16 protein-coding genes are annotated in these 19,202 nt (G+C 45.5%); 8 read left to right on the top strand and 8 right to left on the bottom strand.

From position 1 onward, the window contains the following. The first annotated feature begins 137 nt into the window (after window positions 1-137). Complete coding sequence (locus tag DXD04_RS09790; protein WP_022053761.1) at window positions 138-884, top strand: SEL1-like repeat protein; 747 nt, start codon at window positions 138-140, stop codon at window positions 882-884. A gap of 45 nt (window positions 885-929) precedes the next feature. Here DXD04_RS09790 and DXD04_RS09785 read toward each other — a convergent pair whose 3' ends face one another. From DXD04_RS09785 to mutY, 7 genes are all read right to left on the bottom strand, one after another. Then, window positions 930-1,880, bottom strand: coding sequence for a M23 family metallopeptidase (locus DXD04_RS09785; RefSeq protein ID WP_022053762.1), 951 nt, complete (start codon window positions 1,878-1,880; stop codon window positions 930-932). Window positions 1,881-1,962: 82 nt separating this feature from the next. Then, window positions 1,963-3,519 carry a peptide MFS transporter gene (locus DXD04_RS09780; RefSeq protein ID WP_117672983.1) on the bottom strand — a complete coding sequence of 519 codons (1,557 nt, stop codon included), beginning with the start codon at window positions 3,517-3,519 and terminating at the stop codon, window positions 1,963-1,965. Window positions 3,520-3,619: 100 nt separating this feature from the next. Next, complete coding sequence (locus DXD04_RS09775; protein ID WP_117672995.1) at window positions 3,620-6,616, bottom strand: AsmA family protein; 2,997 nt, start codon at window positions 6,614-6,616, stop codon at window positions 3,620-3,622. Window positions 6,617-6,638: 22 nt separating this feature from the next. Further along, window positions 6,639-7,298: a 4'-phosphopantetheinyl transferase family protein gene (locus DXD04_RS09770; protein ID WP_117672981.1), complete on the bottom strand. Its 660-nt coding sequence runs from the start codon at window positions 7,296-7,298 to the stop codon at window positions 6,639-6,641. Window positions 7,299-7,300: 2 nt separating this feature from the next. Further along, a complete protein-coding gene (gene gldE / locus DXD04_RS09765) occupies window positions 7,301-8,662 on the bottom strand; it encodes a gliding motility-associated protein GldE (protein ID WP_117672979.1) in 1,362 nt (453 codons plus the stop codon). Window positions 8,663-8,705: 43 nt separating this feature from the next. Then, the gene (locus DXD04_RS09760; protein ID WP_117672977.1) at window positions 8,706-9,137 is read right to left on the bottom strand and encodes a single-stranded DNA-binding protein; all 432 of its coding nucleotides are present in this window, start codon (window positions 9,135-9,137) and stop codon (window positions 8,706-8,708) included. A 4-nt stretch (window positions 9,138-9,141) separates the two neighbouring features. Then, window positions 9,142-10,206: an A/G-specific adenine glycosylase gene (gene mutY, locus DXD04_RS09755; RefSeq protein ID WP_022053768.1), complete on the bottom strand. Its 1,065-nt coding sequence runs from the start codon at window positions 10,204-10,206 to the stop codon at window positions 9,142-9,144. Window positions 10,207-10,414: 208 nt separating this feature from the next. On the opposite strand from mutY, the gene DXD04_RS09750 reads away from it, so the two are divergent. From DXD04_RS09750 to DXD04_RS09715, 7 genes are all read left to right on the top strand, one after another. Continuing rightward, on the top strand, window positions 10,415-10,690 hold the full coding sequence (locus DXD04_RS09750) for an HU family DNA-binding protein (RefSeq protein ID WP_007563675.1): 276 nt from the start codon (window positions 10,415-10,417) through the stop codon (window positions 10,688-10,690). A gap of 244 nt (window positions 10,691-10,934) precedes the next feature. Beyond that, window positions 10,935-12,509, top strand: coding sequence for an Rne/Rng family ribonuclease (locus DXD04_RS09745; protein ID WP_007563673.1), 1,575 nt, complete (start codon window positions 10,935-10,937; stop codon window positions 12,507-12,509). Between the two features lie 377 nt (window positions 12,510-12,886). Next, window positions 12,887-14,485 (top strand): dipeptidase, encoded by a 1,599-nt coding sequence (locus tag DXD04_RS09735; protein WP_117672963.1) that lies wholly within the window; start codon window positions 12,887-12,889, stop codon window positions 14,483-14,485. Window positions 14,486-14,526: 41 nt separating this feature from the next. Then, window positions 14,527-15,714 carry a C1 family peptidase gene (locus DXD04_RS09730; RefSeq protein ID WP_117672961.1) on the top strand — a complete coding sequence of 396 codons (1,188 nt, stop codon included), beginning with the start codon at window positions 14,527-14,529 and terminating at the stop codon, window positions 15,712-15,714. A gap of 80 nt (window positions 15,715-15,794) precedes the next feature. After that, window positions 15,795-16,223, top strand: coding sequence for a Fur family transcriptional regulator (locus DXD04_RS09725; RefSeq protein ID WP_117672959.1), 429 nt, complete (start codon window positions 15,795-15,797; stop codon window positions 16,221-16,223). A 605-nt stretch (window positions 16,224-16,828) separates the two neighbouring features. Continuing rightward, entirely contained in the window at window positions 16,829-16,984 is a 156-nt protein-coding gene (locus DXD04_RS09720) for a YqaE/Pmp3 family membrane protein (RefSeq protein WP_022053772.1), read from the top strand. Between the two features lie 31 nt (window positions 16,985-17,015). Then, a complete protein-coding gene (locus DXD04_RS09715; RefSeq protein ID WP_117672956.1) occupies window positions 17,016-17,675 on the top strand; it encodes a carbohydrate-binding family 9-like protein in 660 nt (219 codons plus the stop codon). Window positions 17,676-17,829: 154 nt separating this feature from the next. On the opposite strand, the gene DXD04_RS09710 is transcribed toward DXD04_RS09715, so the two are convergent. Then, window positions 17,830-19,197, bottom strand: a complete 1,368-nt coding sequence (locus DXD04_RS09710) for a TolC family protein (RefSeq protein WP_409034802.1) — start codon at window positions 19,195-19,197, stop codon at window positions 17,830-17,832. Window positions 19,198-19,202 lie beyond the last annotated feature (5 nt).

The raw sequence follows: 19,202 nt of genomic DNA, 5'->3' as shown, positions 1-19,202 counted from the left end.
GACTGAACGGATATCACCGGAAATGCTGAACGGGTATCCGCCGGAATATGCAGTGGAAACCTGTTCACAAACAATTTCCAACTCAAGTTGGGCTATGCATTCTAATATAAACAACCATCAAAATTTAATCAGAACATATGAAAACATTATATTCAGGACTACAAATATTGCTATACCTATTACTAACTTTACCTTTAGCAAGCCACGCACAAAGAAACATACCTAAAGTTACATGTATTTATTGTGGAGGTACGGGAAGAGCTGGTTACGCTTCATGCCTTTTTTGTGGCGGTAGCGGACTGATGGCTGACCCTCAATACCAAAACCAGAAAGCGTATGAATATGGAAAAGCTTTAGGATTATGCGGAAAAGGACAAGCTGCATTAGTACACGGAAATTACAAAGAAGCATTTGACGCCTTTGAAGAAGCCATGAAATTAGAAAATGCAGAGGCAATGTTTTTTATCGGTGTTTGTTGTGAGCTAGGAATGGGAGTAAACGTAAATCATGAGTTAGCCAAAGAATGTTACTCATTAGGTAGCCAGTATGGTAGTATAAATGCTAAACAGGCTATAGAGAGAATCAACCAAAATGGTTTTTGGCCAGCCACTGACCAAACAAGACAAAATTTCAGAAATGCACTTAAGATGCAAATAGAAATTCAAGGAAATGCAGCAATGATGAACCGTAACTTCAATAACAGCAATCAATCAAACTCAACAAAAGACTATGGAGCATGCCCTAACTGCCATGGAACAGGAAGATGTACCATGTGTGCAGGCAGAGGAGAATGGAAAGATAACAACGGAATATATCATGATTGCAGTATATGTCATGGCGGAGGACAATGCCCAAGTTGTCATGGCAGTGGAAAATTACGCTAACATTAAAGAGAGGAGGCTTCCTTCAAGACTAAGGCAACCTCCCCTTCATTTTCCATTCATCTTTTTCAGATATTGCTTCTTTTCCCTTTTACTCATTTCTTTCATAATCAAGTCTGCCGGATGAGAAGATTCAAACTGAGCAGTTTGCCCATCAGGCTTACAAGTTTCTGATTCATTAACTGCTATGATGGGTATAAATGAATGATATGCTCTTCCTTCTATGGCATAATCCTTATCCGAATCGCCAAAGCATCCACTCATTTGCAGACGTAAATGCGCTCCTTGACGATAATTGTTTCCGCCAATAACTCCAATCGGCTCTCCCGCCTCTATGTTTTCTCCAGGCTCTACAAATACACCTTCATTCTTAAATAATTTATAAGTGGCGAAACTCCCGTCTTTATGATAAACAACTACATAATTTTCGGTTCGTGCATACACCCTGCTTCCAGGTTTCTCGGCCTCTGAAGCTTGATACTGATGAACATCACAAACCAATCCACCACGCATGGCATACACTGTATCTCCCTCATTCATACGAAAAGCCAATCCTGTCACTTTTTTCCCTTTTCTATCTCTTTGAAAAAAATCCTCCAAGGAAGTCAATATATGAATATCTACTTTTTTCCCTGGAGCTACAGGTGGAAGATAAACAAAAGATGAATCTGAATCAGTTTTCCAGTTCCCCCTATAACTCCTACTTTGATAAGCGAAGCCGACAGGTACTTCTTCCACTTCACGTTTTAAGGTCAACAACCGGCTAATTCCATTACCTGCTACAGAAATATAAGGAACATCCGTTGTCATTCCAGAAGCTCCTGTAAGTTTCGTAAAAACAATCTGAATAGTATAAGGATAGAATGAACTATTTTCCGCTTTCAGAATATAGTTCTTTCCCATAGCCTCATAAGAGACCTTTACATCTTGCGCTTTTAAAGAAAACCCGGAAAATACATAAACAACGCAAAACAATAAACTAAACCTTACATTAAACATAGCTCAAAATATTAAGGTTAAATAAAAATCCCCTCATGCTGAATCACATGAGGGGTTCAGAATCTATAATGATGTCATTAATTTATTTTGCTACACGTTCCAGCCATTTTACCATAAACAGCATGACTCCCATTGAAATGAGGCATACAATCATGAAAATAGCCCAGCAATATCCGATAGGAATGGCGTTATACATAAGTGGGCCAATCCACAACAGAAGATTACCTACAGCTGTTGCACCAAGCCACAATCCCTGGCAAAGTCCCAAAAGATGCTTTGGAGCCACCTTCGAAACGAATGACAATCCAAGTGGAGAGATAAACAACTCAGCTACCGTAAGCAGGAAGTAAAGAACAATCAACACCCATGCACCGGCTTTTACCTGCTGGTCAATAGGAAGTTCTCGATATTCTGCAGCAGAAGGATAACCCATAATGAGTGAATATACAGACAAGAAGAGATAAGCCAAACCTGCGATGAACATACCGATGGCAATCTTACGCGGAGTAGAAATTTCCTTGCCTCTTCTTGAAAGAGAACCGAAAATCATCATGATGACCGGAGTCAATGTGATCACAAAGAAAGGATTCACTGCCTGCCATATTTCCGGAGCAATTGTAGATGTATCAACGAAGTCTCTCGCAAAGAGTGAAAGTGAAGTACCATTCTGATGGAATGAGAACCAGAAGAAAATAACCACGCCAAGCACTGCAAACAAGGCGTAAAGACGCTGTTTGATTTCCTTAGCCATGGTAGCCTTTTCTTCAGCTGTATAAGTAACAGCAGCAGCTGCTTCCTTCTTCCCCGGATTTGGGAACTGACTCTTGGTCACAAAGAAGATAATCAAAGAAATAAGCATTGCGGCAACAGATGCAACAAATGAATAATGAATACCTTCATTAAATACCTGCAAATACTGTGCGCAAGAAGCAGCCATATCGGAAGTTTCACCCACACACTGTGACATCAGCTGATTCAAGTTACCCATAGCCTCAGCCGACATACCGTCTGCACCTTTTGCTATATATTCATGGCACAGAGCAGGAAGACCAGCATTGTAGACCATATTGTGTGCACTCAGCCACCAGCTTCTCAACAAAGGAGCGATAAACGGAGCGATAAGTCCACCAATATTGATAAATACATAAAATATCTGGAATCCGGAATCTCTCTTGCTCTTAGCTTCAATCAGTTCCTTTTCCCCCTTCTTTGCAGCCTCTGCTTCAAGGTCATCGTACATCTGACCTACAATGGCCTGAAGATTTCCCTTGAACAGACCATTACCAAATGCGATAAAGAACAAGGCAATACAAGTAAGCGTAAGCAACCAGGATGTATTACCTGCATTGGCAGTAATAGGAATAGATAATGCAATATATCCAACAGCCATGACCACGAGACCGGCCATGATTGTACCTTTATAATTCTGCTTTCTGTCGGCTATCAGCCCCCCCACAAGACTTAACAGATAAATACCTGCATAAAAGAATGAATAGATAAGTGTACTTTTTTCCTCACTTATACCAAATTTAGAACAAAGAAACAATACCAGTACGGCATTCATGATGTAGTAGCCGAAACGCTCCCCCATGTTAGAAAGTGCAGCCGGTATCAGACCTTTAGGATGCTTGTTAAACATAAATAATGAAGATTTTAATAATTAATAGTGTTAATACTCGTATAAATTCTGTCTCTCGTTCGCAAATATACAATTATTCAGATAAATATGCAAACTTACCTCACTCAGCACCTTGCGGAAGTTTTCCCCTGTATGTACGGCTTATTACGCGTTCAAAGCTATGAATAATCTCCTGCCCCATGTTTACACGTGTGCTGTCCACTTTCCGGATTTCCACAGGCGTAACTGCATCTTTATACTTCGCCTTGCCGATACGGATTTTCATCTTGTCCAGGTTTCCGGTAATATTCACTCCCGCCTTGAACGGCAGCGGCGATTTCAGCACAGAGATGTGATAGTTAAAGTTCATATCCAGACCCTGAGTTCCTCCCACAGCCGCCTTGTAGCGGTCTATCTGAAGTAAGAACGGATATACCGTCACATTGCCGTCCTGCACGGTCAGGTTCACCGAAATACTGTCGAACACATTCCGTTTCTTGTTCTTGAACATCAGTGTCTTGGATATTTCGGCAAAGGTTTCTCCATCCATCAGTACCAGACTGTCGCCTTTGATGTGCATGGCCGCTTTCAGACTTGGAATCTTCACGTTCAGGTTGGAATCAAGCACAGCCTCGGCCGTAGCATCAAAATCGACCATTCCCTTGAAGGAACGGAGCATCGGTACAATCGTATCAAGCGAAGGTATGAAATCGACCAGCTTACCGATATTTACCTTGCGCAAACGGAAGTCAAAACCGGCATAGCCTCTTGTTTTCCTGCGGGCACGATATACCAACGTGGTTTCCAAGTCTGCTTCCAGTCCGCGCATGGTCAGCTTTTTCAGATAAACCGCCTGATTGCGAATATCTACCGCTCCTTGCACATTTTCAAACACCATATTCCCGTAAGTCACCTTGTTCAGGTTGGTCTTCAACTCGAAATCAATATTCTTCGGAATGACAAACAACTGCATCGGTTCTGCCGACGATACCGTGTCGGTCTCTATCTGAAGTGTATCCTGCGGGAAATTCAGTGCATTAATCAACTGATTGCAATCGAGGTTGCGGGAAGCAATTTCCAGATTGGCCTTCAGCATTTTTCCTTTCTTCATTGCCGCATACAAGCCGTAAACCGATCCGCTTGCCGTCAAGTTGGAACGTCCGATGCGCATGCTGGCATTCTTCAAAGTGATAACTCTATCGCCTACCGTTACGGCTGTTTTTCGCATTCTCACCGGCAAAGCCAGTTCAGGGATTCTTAAAGTTAGTCGGTTGAATCCGACAATTCCTTTGGGAAGCCATACTGAATCGCGTACCTTTTCAGCCGTCAAGTTAAAGCCTCCCTTGTCCATACCCATTTTCATACCGCCCATACGGCAGAAGAGTGTATCGGTCTCCAAGGCTACCTTTATATTCGGCATGGCCGGATTCAGTTTGCCCGGCTGCAGGTGCAAGGAAGCCTTTGCCTTTTTACTGAACACCTTCAACGAATCACCCATCTCTCCTTTCAGACGACTCATCTGCAATTTACATTCCACGTCAATCAGACGGGTCGTATCCTGCGGATTCGTAGACCGGACGGTGGCATTCAATTCATCCAGATTGGCAGAAATAGCCGCAGTACGCAAGGAAGCCTTGCGAATGTTCATTTGTGCGGCAAGATTGTCTTCTCCAATGAAACGGAGAGCGGCCTGGCTGGTAAATTCAAAATTCTTCTTGGTATCGCGCAAGAACATGTCCTGCATATCCAGCTTTCCTTTCAAACGAACACGCCCCCAGTCCTGCTTCTGAATAGTCGACAAGCGACAATGCAAGCGGAAGTCGGCTCCCACCCGACCACCTATCGACACTCCTTCCTGCAAGGGGAAAGTCTTGGCCAGTGCCGTAAGGTCTATTTCCGAACGGGTATGAAAAGTGATGTCAGGGTCGCCCAACAAATCTTCCACTTTTCCGTCAGCTAATATATCGGTGTGAGCTCCCTTGAAACGGAATATTTTCAAATCAGCATACGAGGGCTTGTGGCGCATGAAATCAACGTACCCACTAAATTCAGCCGTCAGGTCGTCAATACCACAAGGTAAATCGGCATACTTCGCCGAAGCCTGATTAATGCTCATGTGAAGTGTAGCTTCCGGCATCCGCTGTTTGCCATAAAGCCCCTTCAAGGTTCCTTCTAACGTAACCTCTCCTTTGGCAGTAAGCTCCTGACGCTTCAGCACACTCTCTGGAATCATATTAAACACGGTTTCCAGCGACGGGGCATGCAACTTATAGGTCAAATCTACCGAAGCCGGTCCGCCAATCGTATCCCGCCCAAGGGTACCCGACAAGTCGAGGGCTATTCCATTTAATGTCAGTCCCGTATCCTTCAGCGTAAGTCGTCGGGAAACACGATCCAGTTGCATATCCGCATTCAGTCCTACAGCCAGGTGATTCACCAATAGCTGTCCGTCCTGCCAGAAGAGCAAATTCTCGTTGTCATACTCCAGTGCCAACATGGAATAATCTTTCTTCAAGGAAGCTTTCAGATTCATGTTCAGGTTCTGCACGCGGGCGTATACCCTTGTATCCCTGTCGTCGAACGTCACGTTCGTACGCTTCAAGGCCACACGGTTTATGTCTATTTCCTGAATCTGAGGCTTCTGCGATGTGGTATCCTCTTCTACTGTCTCTTCCGTACTCTTCACGATGTCCCAGTTGCTTTTTCCTTCCTTATTCTTGAAAGCATATACCGACGCATCTTCCAGTCCCAGATAGCGCAGGCTGATTTTATCATGCAGCAGATAATCCACCGGATTCACCACTACCACACATTTCTTGAAAGAAACCAGTGAATCGGTCTTCTGCCACAACGTGTCATTAATGGCTTTGGACACCAATACTCCATCCGTCACCTTCAGTCCGAATCGAGGAAAGGTGGAAAAGAAGGTCAGTTCCACGCTTTTCATCTGCAAACGGGCATTCAATGACTGATTGGCTACATTCAACACCACCGGCGTCAACTTTTCCGGTGTAAAAATAAAATTCACCACGATGGTTACGGCCAACAAGAATACAGTCAGTAACGCTCCTAACGAAATGGCCGTCAGCCGAATTGTTTTACGTAATTTCTTGTTCATCTTTTTTCTTTCATAAACAAACTCATCCATTGTTTGTGCTGCAAGCGGTATTCAGACAATAGGTACAGACAAACTCAGGATGTATCAGATAATGAATCAAAAAACGGGCCTTGTCCGCTTTCCGATATGATTCACCCGTAAACGTTCCGGAGGAAGATAGTTTAAAAGGGCACACTTTGAGGTGTTGCAGGAAATCCACTTCTGCCATATCAAGCACTTTGTACATGGTTTCCTTTGCCGACCAGTGCAAGAGCAACTGATACAGTTCTTCACGCGACTCCATCCGTGCTCTTTCCGGCATCTCGTCTTCCCTCACAAACCGAGACTCTACCTTCCGTACCCGCTCGCCATAAGCCTCAATATCAATGCCGGACTGAGCAGACTCATGCAAACCGACTGCCACATATCCTTTCGTATGAGAAATGGATACATGATACTCCCCTCCTGTCAGAAACGGTTTTCCGGAAGTTTCATGTCCAATCCGTACTTCTTTTCCCAACATCGTTTTCAGTAGCACACGGACTGCCAGGTATTCCATTTTCCGGGAAGGAGCTTTCAGACGTTCAAGTTCTTGCCGCACCACGTCGTCCGACAGACAGGCATAAAGTTCCTCCAGCGTTTCCGTCACCTGCCAGATTCCCCATCGGCCATTTTCCTCCGTCCAAATCTTCAGCAGCGGCATACTTACTTCTCCTTCGACTCGTCTTCTTCCTGAGCCACAGGCAAGATGGTCACTTTCACCTTCTGGATACGACGCGAAGTCATCTCCAGAATTTCAAAACGGTAATTCTGGTAATTGATAATCTCATGCAATGCGGGGAACTCTCCCTTCAGTTCCAGCAAAAGGCCGGCCAGTGAATCCGCATCCCCAGAAACATCCTCAAATACCTCCTCACTATCCTTGATAATCTTATAAAAATCCGACAACAGAGTCTTTCCTTCGAATACATACACGTTTTCCGTCAGTTTCACGTACGTGCGCTCTTCCTCATCGTATTCGTCATTGATTTCTCCGACAATCTCCTCGATGATGTCCTCCATCGTCACGATGCCCGACGTACCTCCAAATTCATCCACCACTACGGCGATGTGAATCTTGTTCGTCTGAAAATCACGCAGCAAATCGCCAATCATCTTATTTTCCGGCACAAACAAGGCAGGGCGAATCAGGTTCTGCCATTTGAAATCCTCACCCTTATCCAGATAAGGCAGCAAGTCCTTGATATACAAGATTCCTTTGATATGGTCACGCGTTTCTTCATACACCGGAATGCGTGAATATCCGTTTTCATTGATACACTTCAATACCTCTGAAAAGGTAGAATGTATTTCCAAATCCACAATATCCAGACGGGAGGTCATTACTTCCTTCGCCGTTTCTTCTCCAAAACGGATGATTCCCTCCAGCATATTGTTTTCTTCCGGTGTTTCCTGAATATCCGTCAATTCCAGCGCCTGAGAAAGTTCATTGACCGACAGGTTCCGGACTTTCCGCTTCTGTGAAAATCGGTTGATGAAAAAAGAAGACCGGACCAGCAACGAGGATATGGGCCAAAATACGGTACGCAAAACCGTTACTACGGGAGCCGCCTTACGGGCAAAGGGTAAAGTGTGCTGTGCCGAATAAATTTTCGGCATAATTTCTCCGAACAGCAACAGCAGGAAGGTCAATACGACCGTTACAATCAAAAACTCCAGAATTTTTGCCTCTCCAAAATCAATCACACTGGCAAACACATAGTTCAACAGCATGATAATCGTCACATTGACAAAGTTATTCGAAATCAGAATAGTGGCCAGCAGACGCTCTGAATCATCAAGCAAGGCCTTGATTTTAGAGTCAGAAGGATGATTCTCCTCCTCTATATCGTTCAAGTCAGAAGGAGATAACGAAAAGAAAGCTATTTCAGAAGCAGAAACAAAGCCCGAAGTATATAATAACGCAAGGGCAAGCAGCAAAGCAAAAGCAGCCCCTAACGAAAGGGGCATTACGGTAATTCCGTCACAAAGCTCCGTCCAGCGGAGCAAACACGAGTCAGGGTCCATTCTATCTACCTGTAGTTAAACATCTATTTAAGACCGCCTGAGATTAAAACGGCAGATCATCCGAAGGATTGTTCTCAGGCTGAGCAGCAGCGGCAACCGGCGAAGCGGCCTGTGGTTGTGCAGGGGCAGTAGGCTGTGCAGCACGCGGAGTCAGCATTTCCATATTGTCACCAAAAATTTCCGTCACATAACGTTTCACTCCATTCTGGTCGTCGTATGAACGAGTACGGATTTTCCCTTCAATATACAGTTTATCGCCTTTGTGTACATATTTTTCGGCAGTTTCAGCCAGTCCGCGCCACAACACGATGTTATGCCATTCCGTACGTTCAGGCACCTGTGTGCCATTGGCCAGCGTATAAGCACGGTCTGTGGTAGCCAGCGGGAAAGTAGCCACAGCTACTCCACTGTCCAAATATCTTACTTCAGGGTCTTTCCCTACATTTCCAATCAATTGTACTTTATTCAATGACATGATTTTATTTTTTATAATTTGGTTTCAAAAGTAACGAAAAAAAACGAGATATCAAGCGCGACACCGGGAATTTATGCAAATCGTCAATCAGAACGCGCTGAAATCCAGAAAGAACAGCATCTTCCTCTTCCAATTCTACTTCGTAACATCGGGCATGGATTACCCGGTGTGACAACACGTGTTTCACCTCAGGCGATACCACGCGGAACATACGTATGGAGCGGTTACCTACCAGTTCCCGGAATGCCGGAAGAGAGAAAATCTCTTCTTCCCCCACTTCCTGTTCCGTTTCAATCAGCGGAAACTCATACAGATTCTGCCAGATGTCTCCGGCTTCACGCCTTTTTATAAATGTATGCACGCCTGCACGCACGTAAATATAAGAAAAATAACGATCTAATACCTTCGTTTTACGTGCTTTCCAGGGAAGTTTATCCACCAAATTCTTTTGCAGGGCCACACAACTGTCTGAAAGCGGACAAAACAGACAGGAAGGCGACGACGGCACACATTGCAAGGCCCCGAAATCCATGATGGCCTGATTATACAATGCCGGACGCGACTTGTCCATCATTTCATCGGCTAGCGAAGCATACAGTTTTTTCCCTGCTCCTGTATCAATGGGTTCTTCCACGCCCAGCCACCGAGACAATACGCGATACACATTCCCGTCGACCACCGCATACGGCATGTCGTAAGCAAAGGAACAAATGGCTGCGGCCGTATAGTCTCCCACCCCTTTCAATGCCCTTACATCTTCATAACGCACGGGGAAAGCTCCTTTTTCGGCAATCGTACGCGCAGCTTCGTGCAAGTTACGGGCACGCGAATAATAGCCCAGCCCCTGCCAGCACTTCATCACTTCGTCTTCTGAAGCCTTTGCCAGTGTTTCTACATCCGGGAAATGCTCCATGAAACGGCAGTAATAGTCATATCCCTGCACCACACGGGTCTGCTGAAGAATGATTTCCGAAATCCATATCTTATAAGGGTCTTTAGTGTCACGCCAAGGCAGGTCACGCTTGTTCTCCTTGTACCAGTCAATTATTGTAGTCGCAAACAAATTCATCCAATCTATAATTTGGCTGCAAAAATAATACATTTGCCCGACATATACAGAAAAACCACGTCATACAGCTGTATAAAAGACTCGTAACTCTCAAAAAAGCACGAGTTTTCTAAAAAAATATTCCCGAGAAATTTTCGAAAGATACAGAAAAGCTATATATTTGCAGTCCAAAAATTTAAGATAACGTATAACAATAATTATTAGCGCAATGACTAAAGCAGATATTGTAAACGAAATTGCCAAGAACACAGGTATTGACAAGGCAACAGTATTAGCAACCCTTGAGGCGTTCATGGGATCAGTAAAAGAATCTTTGTCGAAAGATGAGAATGTCTACCTCCGTGGTTTCGGTAGTTTCATTGTAAAGAAAAGAGCGCAGAAAACTGCTCGTAATATTTCTAAGAACACTACCATTATTATTCCGGAACACAATATTCCGGCATTTAAACCAGCAAAAACATTTACTCTATCAGTAAAAAAATAATTAACATTTAGTATTAACCCATAAAATTTTGAAGCTATGCCAAGCGGAAAGAAAAGAAAAAGACATAAAATGTCTACACACAAACGTAAAAAAAGACTAAGAAAGAACAGACATAAAAGCAAAAAATAATTGTTAGTCTGTCCGACTTCAATAAAGAACAAACTTGCAAAGCTCAACAAAAGCCTTTCAGGTTTGTTCTTTGTGTAATTAGCAACCTAGTAAAAACAAAAAACCAAGTAACAAAGTGACAAGCGAATTAGTAGTAGACGTACAGCCCAAGGAAATTTCTATCGCCCTCATGGAGGACAAGAACCTGGTAGAGTTCCAGAAAGAGGAACGAAACCTCTCCTTTTCCGTAGGTAACATGTACGTAGGAAAAGTCCGGAAACTCATGCCCGGCCTCAACGCCTGCTTCGTAGACGTAGGCTTTGAGAAAGACGCTTTTCTTCACTACCTGGACTTGGGACCACAATTTCATTCTTACCAGAAGTACCTCAAGCAAGTAATCAGCGACCGGAAAAAGCTCTATCCCATGTCGAAAGCTTCCATGCTGCCCGACATTGAAAAGGATGGAACCATTTCCAGCGTGCTCCAGCAGGGACAGGAAGTCATCGTACAGATTGTCAAGGAACCGATTTCCACCAAGGGGCCGCGACTGACCTGCGAATTGTCGTTCGCCGGACGCTATCTGGTACTGATACCTTTCAACGACAAAGTATCCGTTTCACAAAAAATAAAATCCAGCGAGGAAAGAGCACGCCTCAAACAACTGCTGCAGAGCATCAAGCCTAAGAACTTCGGAGTCATCGTACGTACCGTGGCCGAAGGAAAGCGCGTGGCAGAACTGGATGCGGAACTGAAAGTCCTGCTGAAACATTGGGAAGAAACCATCACGAAAGTACAGAAGGCCACCAAACTGCCCTCACTGGTTTATGAGGAAACAAGCCGTACCGTAGCCATGCTGCGCGACTTGTTCAACCCGTCGTACGAAAACATCTATGTGAACGACGAAACCGTTTTCAACGAAGTAAAAGATTATGTAGCACTCATTGCTCCCGAGCGTACGGGCATCGTGAAGCGCTACACCGGCCAGCTCCCTATTTTCGATAACTTCGGCATCACCAAGCAAATCAAATCCTCTTTCGGGAAAACCGTTTCCTACAAGAGCGGAGCTTACCTGATTATCGAACATACGGAAGCACTCCATGTGGTGGACGTAAACAGCGGAAACCGTTCCAAATCGACCAACGGACAAGAAGCGAATGCACTCGACGTAAATTTGGGCGCAGCCGATGAGTTGGCACGCCAGCTTCGTCTAAGGGATATGGGAGGTATCATTGTGGTAGACTTCATCGATATGAACCTGGCTGAAAACCGGCAGAAACTTTACGAACGCATGTGCCAGAACATGCAGAAAGACCGGGCCAAGCACAACATCCTTCCTCTGAGCAAATTCGGACTTATGCAAATCACGCGCCAGCGTGTGCGTCCGGCCATGGATGTCACTACTGATGAGGACTGCCCAGTATGTTTCGGAAAAGGAAAAATCAAACCTTCCATCCTGTTTACCGATACATTGGAAAGTAAGATTGACTATATGGTCAACAAGCTGAAAGTGAAGAAATTCACACTACACATTCATCCTTATGTCGCTGCCTACGTAAATCAGGGACTCATGTCCATGAAGCGCAAATGGCAGATGAAATATGGATTTGGCATCAAAATCGTTCCGAACCAGAACCTGGCGTTCCTGCAATATAAATTCTTTGACGTGAACAACCAGGAAATGGACATGAAGGAAGAATTCGAAATTAAATAATCTGAAGGCCGTCTCCCACCGAAAACAAGGGAGACGGCCTTTTTTGTCTCCAAAGGCAAAGCCCCTTCCCCCTCTCTTTCCTGATTGAAAAACGTACAGGAAATAAACGAGCAACCGTGCCACACGATTTATGTTTCTCTCCGCAAAAACCTACGTTTTCCACAAGAGAAACATAAGGTTCCGCACCGGGAAACATAGGTTTCGCGGCAGGGAAACATAATTACAGCAAAGGCTTTCGGAACACTCCGTACTGATGTTTTCTCTTATTTCACCCCAGCACGTTACACACCGGAATTCTGTTTTTATCCTTTATGCCCTTGTCGATTTCCTCCTTTTTTTACTACCTTTGCAGAAAGGTATCATTTTAATATAAAATCATGAAAATACGTAACATTTTATTCGTTATTGGGGTTGCATTCTCTCAGCTTTTGCTGGCACAACAGACTTTGCCGCGCGATCCGGACTGCTGTACCAGTATCATGGTAGGGAAACTGGCCTCAACCGACGGCTCTGTCATGACGAGCCACACCTGCGACAGCTGGTACCGTACGTGGGTAAACGTAGTACCGGCAGCAGACTTTGCCAACGACACTGTGATGAACATTTACGACGGACGCATGCACACGGAATCGGTCAACGACCAGACAAAACTGACCGTAAAAGGACAGATTCCGCAAGCCAAACATACCTACGCTTTTCTGGATACGGCTTATCCGTGCCTGAATGAGAAGCAGCTGGCCATGGGAGAAACTACCATCAGCGGACGGGATACCCTGCGGAACCCTAAAGGAATGTTCATGATTGAAGAACTGGCCCGCGTGGCATTGCAACGCTGCACCACGGCTCGCGATGCCATTCAGCTCATGGGTAAGCTGGTGAAGGAATACGGCTACGGCGATTCGGGCGAATGTCTGACCATTGCCGACCCGAAGGAAGTATGGCACTTTGAAATTTTCGGCGAAGGTCCCGACCAGATTGGCGGTGTATGGGCTGCCGTACGTATCCCCGACGATGAAGTGGGCGTATCGGCCAATATCTCACGCATCAGCACACTCAACCTGAAGGATACACGTAACTATATGGCTTCTGAAAACGTGTTCAGCGTGGCCAAGAAACTCAAGCTGTGGGACGGCAAGGAACCGTTCAAGTTCTGGAAAGTTTACGGAGGTCCGAACTATTTCGGCAAGATGCAGGCATTCAGCATCCGCGAGTTCTTTATCCTGAGCACACTGGCTCCGTCGCTCAAGCTTAGCATGGACGATGAGGAACTGCCGCTGAGTGTAAAACCGGAAAAGAAAATCAGCAATGCCGACGTGATGGCTTACCTGCGCCAGACGTATGAAGGCACGGAATGGAGCGTAACGAAAAACCTGAAAGTGGCTGTCAAAGACAGAAAAACCGGAAAGACCGATACCATTACCAGTCCGCGTGCTAACCCGTGGATGCGTACCGACGAGGTACAGCTGTTCAATGCCCTGCAAAAAGGTACCGTGACAGCCAACCGCAACGTGGCCGTGCCGCAATGTGCGTACTCTACCGTTATCCAGTTGCGCGACTGGCTTCCGGATGCCGTGGGAGGTGTCTGCTGGTTTAGCATGGACAACCCCGGACAGAGTCCGCGCGTGCCCATCTTCTGCGGTACGACCGACATGCCAGAAATGTTCAAGATTTGCGGCAACCACCGCTACCGCCTGGATGCTGCCTTGTGGCACTATCGCCAGGCCAACAAGCTGGCTACCGTGAGATGGGGAAATGCCCGGAAGATTTTGGAAAAGAACCTGCTCCATTTTGAAAGAAAAGGACTGGAAGAACTGCCGATGGTGGAACAACGCTATGCCGAGCTGGTCAAGAGTCAGGGAGAAGAAGCTGCTAAGGCTTATCTGACCGACTATACCAAAGACTTTATCGGAGCTACCCTTCTGCGCTGGGACGAAATGACCGCCAAATACTGGAATGACTACCGTTTCGGATTCTGATTCCTTATTAATACACACATAAAAAAACACATAGAAAAGATATGAAAACAGTTACATTTATCTCTGCATTACTTCTTGCTTCGGCCACGCTTCAGGCACAGCCCAAGGCCGAAGGCTACCAGTTTACTACCGTAGTCAACCAGAAAGTGACTCCGGTCAAGAATCAGGCTGCTACCGGTACTTGCTGGTGCTTTGCCACTACCTCTTTCATCGAAGCCGAACTCCTGCGTCAGGGAAAAGGTGAATTTGATCTCTCGGAAATGTACATTGTCCGTCAGAAATACATGAACCAGTTGAACGACAACTACCTGCGCCACGGAAAAGGCAACATCGGTCAGGGAAGCATCTCACCCAGCTGGTTTACGGCTTTCACTCAGGTAGGCATCGTGCCGGAAGAAGTGTACAGCGGTATCAATTACAACTCTCCTACCCACAACCACAAGGAACTGGCCTCTTATATGGAAGTCATTGCCGAAAAGGCCGTACAGATGCGCCAGCGCAGTCCGGAATACGACAAGCTGATCAAGAGCCTGTTCGACATCTACATGGGCGAACTGCCTGAAAAATTCACCTACAAAGGCAAGGAATACACTCCGCAGTCCTTCGCACAGAGCCTGGACATCCATCCCGAAGACTACGTCATGCTGACCAGCTTTACCCACAAGCCCTACTACCAGGCCTTTGAAGTAGAGATTCCCGACAACTGGGAACATGCCAAGATGTACAACCTTCCGCTGGATGAGATGATGGAAGCTACAGACTATGCGCTGAAAAACGGCTACACCGTATGCTGGGACGGAGACGTCAGCGAAAAAGGTTTCTCTTTCAAGCACGGAGTAGCCATCAATCCGGAAACCGGAAAGACAGAAGACCTGAAGGATACTGACTTTGCCCGCTGGCAAGGTATGGATGCACAGGAAAGACTCAACGAAGCCTTCAAATTTGAATATCCTTGTCCGGAAGTCAAGGTAACTCCCGAAATCCGCCAGAAAGGATACGAATCTTTCGTGACAACCGATGACCACCTGATGCACCTCACCGGCATTGCCAAGGACCAGAACGGCACGAAATACTACATCACCAAAAACTCCTGGGGAACCGACCGCAATGATTTCGGCGGTTACCTGAACATGTCGGAAAGCTACGTACGTGCCAAGACCATCTACGTGCTTGTACACAAGGGTGCCCTGAGCAAGGACATGAAGAAAAAGCTCGGACTGGCCGACTAAAAAACCTGCCTGAAAAACAACCAGGTTACCAAAATGGATGCTTATCTTTGCTGCTGTCAACAGATAAGCATCCATTTCTTATGAAAACTGAAGACTATAGTCCCATTTTAGAGTCGGCCGGCATCCGTCCCACCTCTACCCGACTGCTCATCTATGAAGCCATTGCCCGTAACAGTGACACGTTCAGCCTGAGCACGTTGGAAAGGCAACTCGACAGCATCGACAAGTCGGTCATCTTCCGCACCCTCGTGCTCTTCCACGAGCACCACCTGATACACAGTGTAGACGACGGCAGCGGCTCACACAAATACTGCATCTGCCACAACCACGGACACTGCCACGAAGAAGAGGCCCATTGCCACTTCTATTGCGAAATCTGCCAGAATACCTACTGCCTGAACGAAGACCTGATACCACACATCGACCTGCCCGAAGGCTTCATTGCCCGAAAAGTGAACTACATCGTGAAAGGTATCTGCGCCAAGTGCGCCGCCAAGCACTCCGTTTAAAGCCGTTTTGTTGATTTACATCAATAAAACACCGGAAAATCGAAATTTCATGTTATAAAACATATATTCTATTCAAAAAAGCCCTATCTTTGCAGCGTAATCAAGAACGAAAGTTCAACGGTTACCAGGAAAAAGATTGTTATAGGATTTAAAAAGATTGTTTTTACCTCGTCGGGATGACGACGTATTTTTAGATTAGGTTTTAGATTTAAGGTATTAAAGTTTTTTATTCACTAAAAAGAAAGGGTAACAACATGAAAACGATGAAGAATTTCATTCAGAAGGTCTTCAAGGGAGACCCGATGATTTGGGGTTACGTAATGCTCAGCTAATGAGTGTGTAACCCCTTTGCAGACCGGGGGATGTTCGGTCTTTTTGACAGAAAGTTGTAAAGTTTACTGTATACAATACCTTTCAGAGGTATCATAAAAAAACGAGTGTATCCGCTTCGATGCACTCGTTTTTTTGTATTGAAGCCAAAGTCCTGTAAAATAGTTCTTCACATAAGATGATATTGAAAGAAAGTTCCTGAATCTGTCACAAATTATTGCCAGTTCCGAATCTTTTCAATAACTTTCCTGCAAATTTCCAAAAACGATACAGAAATGTCATTAATCAGAGTTATTCTCTCCATTATTTTTCCGCCTCTTGCCGTGATTGATAAAGGCTGCGGCTCAGTACTGATTGTCTTCATTCTCACCCTGTGCGGATGGATTCCGGGAGTTATCGGAGCTTTAATAATTTTGAACAAGCAAGAATAAATCTAATTCAATTACTAAATAAGAAATCACCATGAAAGAATTACATGTACATGAAATTACAGGACATTCACTTGTCCCGGCAAAAGACATTCCGGCATTGCTCGATGAAAACCATATTGAATTTCAGGCTATCGATTGTGTAAACTGGAAGGACTATCCTTACCGTCCTGAAGTGGAATTCCGCATCGCTCACACGGGAGATGCCATTTTGCTGAACTACCGCGTCAAGGAAGAAAGCGTACGTGCCGTAGCAGCAGAAGATAACGGCAGAGTATGGGAAGACTCCTGCTGTGAATTCTTCTTCCAGCTTCCCGAAGACCAGGAAGAAAATATCTATTATAACTTTGAATGCAACTGTGGAGGTACCTTGCTCATCGGTGGTGGAAGACCGGGCGACAGACCTCATGCACCAGTGGAAATCACCCGAAAAGTAGACCGCTGGACCTCGCTCGACAAAGCTCCTTTTGAAGAACGTATGGGAGAATGCGGCTGGCAGCTGGCCCTTTGCATCCCGAAGGAAGCATTCTTCCGTCATCAGCTTAAAGGTTTCAAAGGAATGACTGCTCATGCCAATTTCTACAAATGCGGCGACTTACAACATACCCCGCACTTCCTGTCATGGAACAAAATAGACTTGCCGAAGCCCTGCTTCCACTGTCCGGAATTTTTCGGTAAAATTATGTTTGAATAAGAAATTGCACCAATAAAAAACAAGAACGAATGTACTTGACTGTTTTCCTCTCAGGGTATGAATACAAAAATGAATATAAGTATGAGAGAGAGAAAAGAGGAAAAGCAGTCAAGTAACATTCGCCTGCAAACACAATAGAAACTAAAAAAGAGAACTAAATATGCTGTCCTCCACCCAGCGCCTGATACAAGTTGATAAGGCTTTGTATCTCCTTGAAACAGTTAGCGGTTTGAGAGAGCTGGGCATTTAACAACGTCTGCCGGGCAGTCAGCACTTCCAGATAGGTCGTGTTGCCATGCTGCATCAGCAGTGACGTACTGGTGAAAGCCTTTTCCAGGGCAGCCACCTGATTTTCGTAATTATCTTTTTTCCTTTTGCTTATCTGATAAGACACCAGCGCTTCGTTCACTTCCGTACCGGCATCCAGCAACTTTTGCTCAAAAGCCAGAAGAGCCTCTTCCTGCTGTGCCTTGGCAATGCGCCGGCGGGCAATCAACGTTCCTCTGTTAAACAGCGGCTGCGTCAGTGAAGCCAGTGCTGAGGTAACAAACTTACCCGGATTGGTAATCAGTCCACCCACTGAATTTGTCCATCCGGCACTTCCACTTAAGGTTATGGACGGATAAAAGGCTGAATTAGCCTGATTGGTCACATAAAACGCTTGTTCCAGGTCACGTTCGGCCATACGCACGTCCGGACGGTTGGAAAGCATCTGAAGTGGAACTCCCACAGACAAACGTGAGGTGAATTGTTGACCAAAAAGTTTTCCTCTCGCAATCTTATGCGGTGTCTCTGCCAGCAGCAAAGACAGACTGTTTTCCACCTGGTTAATCTGTTCTTCCAAATCCATCACCGAGTTCTCTACTTCATAATAAGTAGCTCTCATCTGTGAAACGGCTGCCTCATCGGCCTGTCCCGCATCCATCAGGGCCTGCGTAGACTCCACGGTTTCCTTCCACGTATCGGCCGTTTGACGGGAAATCTCCAGTTGCTCATCGAGCATCAATAACGTGTAATATGTATTCGCAATATTGGCTATCAGGCTGGAGTATACTGCCTGCTTATAATCTTCACTTTGCAGATAAGCAGATTTAGCCTGACGCTTGGCATTACGTAGTTTCCCGAAAATGTCCAGTTCCCAACTGGCCGTCACCGGAAGCGTATAGGTGTGTGAAGCCTTGCTACCTTCCACCGTATTGATACCTCCTTGCGGAGAAAGAGCAAAGGAAGGAAGAAAAGCCAGTTTGGCCGAAAGCAAAGAAGCCTTCGCTTCTTCCACACGCAGACTGGCTGTCTGCACATCTGTATTCTGTGCCAGCCCCTTTTCAATCAGATCCTGCAAATAAGGGTCTGTAAAGAAATCCCGCCAGTGAATGTTTCCGATACTTGCCGTATCGGAAACTGTGACCTCTTCATCGTACAAGTTCTCGGGAACCGAGGTTTGCGGTTCATAGCTGGTATATATTCCGCAACTGCTCAGCAAGAGCGTTGCGCCACATGCGATTATCTTTGATGTATTCATATTGT

Source organism: Phocaeicola plebeius (assembly GCF_003437535.1).
Classification (GTDB): domain Bacteria; phylum Bacteroidota; class Bacteroidia; order Bacteroidales; family Bacteroidaceae; genus Phocaeicola; species Phocaeicola plebeius_A.
The sequence above is the reverse complement of the archived record's forward strand: the minus strand, read 5'-3'. Positions and strand labels throughout refer to the sequence as shown.

What these genes read in the sequence shown, in the direction of transcription:
- DXD04_RS09780 (WP_117672983.1), bottom strand. Translation starts at nt 3,519, where the DNA reads ATGTTTAACAAGCATCCTAAAGGTCTGATACCGGCTGCACTTTCTAAC.
- DXD04_RS09775 (WP_117672995.1), bottom strand. Translation starts at nt 6,616, where the DNA reads ATGAACAAGAAATTACGTAAAACAATTCGGCTGACGGCCATTTCGTTA.
- DXD04_RS09710 (WP_409034802.1), bottom strand. Translation starts at nt 19,197, where the DNA reads ATGAATACATCAAAGATAATCGCATGTGGCGCAACGCTCTTGCTGAGC.
- mutY (WP_022053768.1), bottom strand. Translation starts at nt 10,206, where the DNA reads ATGAATTTGTTTGCGACTACAATAATTGACTGGTACAAGGAGAACAAG.
- DXD04_RS09750 (WP_007563675.1), top strand. Translation starts at nt 10,415, where the DNA reads ATGACTAAAGCAGATATTGTAAACGAAATTGCCAAGAACACAGGTATT.
- gldE (WP_117672979.1), bottom strand. Translation starts at nt 8,662, where the DNA reads ATGGACCCTGACTCGTGTTTGCTCCGCTGGACGGAGCTTTGTGACGGA.
- DXD04_RS09735 (WP_117672963.1), top strand. Translation starts at nt 12,887, where the DNA reads ATGAAAATACGTAACATTTTATTCGTTATTGGGGTTGCATTCTCTCAG.
- DXD04_RS09760 (WP_117672977.1), bottom strand. Translation starts at nt 9,137, where the DNA reads ATGTCATTGAATAAAGTACAATTGATTGGAAATGTAGGGAAAGACCCT.
- DXD04_RS09770 (WP_117672981.1), bottom strand. Translation starts at nt 7,298, where the DNA reads ATGCCGCTGCTGAAGATTTGGACGGAGGAAAATGGCCGATGGGGAATC.
- DXD04_RS09725 (WP_117672959.1), top strand. Translation starts at nt 15,795, where the DNA reads ATGAAAACTGAAGACTATAGTCCCATTTTAGAGTCGGCCGGCATCCGT.
- DXD04_RS09790 (WP_022053761.1), top strand. Translation starts at nt 138, where the DNA reads ATGAAAACATTATATTCAGGACTACAAATATTGCTATACCTATTACTA.
- DXD04_RS09720 (WP_022053772.1), top strand. Translation starts at nt 16,829, where the DNA reads ATGTCATTAATCAGAGTTATTCTCTCCATTATTTTTCCGCCTCTTGCC.
- DXD04_RS09785 (WP_022053762.1), bottom strand. Translation starts at nt 1,880, where the DNA reads ATGTTTAATGTAAGGTTTAGTTTATTGTTTTGCGTTGTTTATGTATTT.
- DXD04_RS09715 (WP_117672956.1), top strand. Translation starts at nt 17,016, where the DNA reads ATGAAAGAATTACATGTACATGAAATTACAGGACATTCACTTGTCCCG.
- DXD04_RS09730 (WP_117672961.1), top strand. Translation starts at nt 14,527, where the DNA reads ATGAAAACAGTTACATTTATCTCTGCATTACTTCTTGCTTCGGCCACG.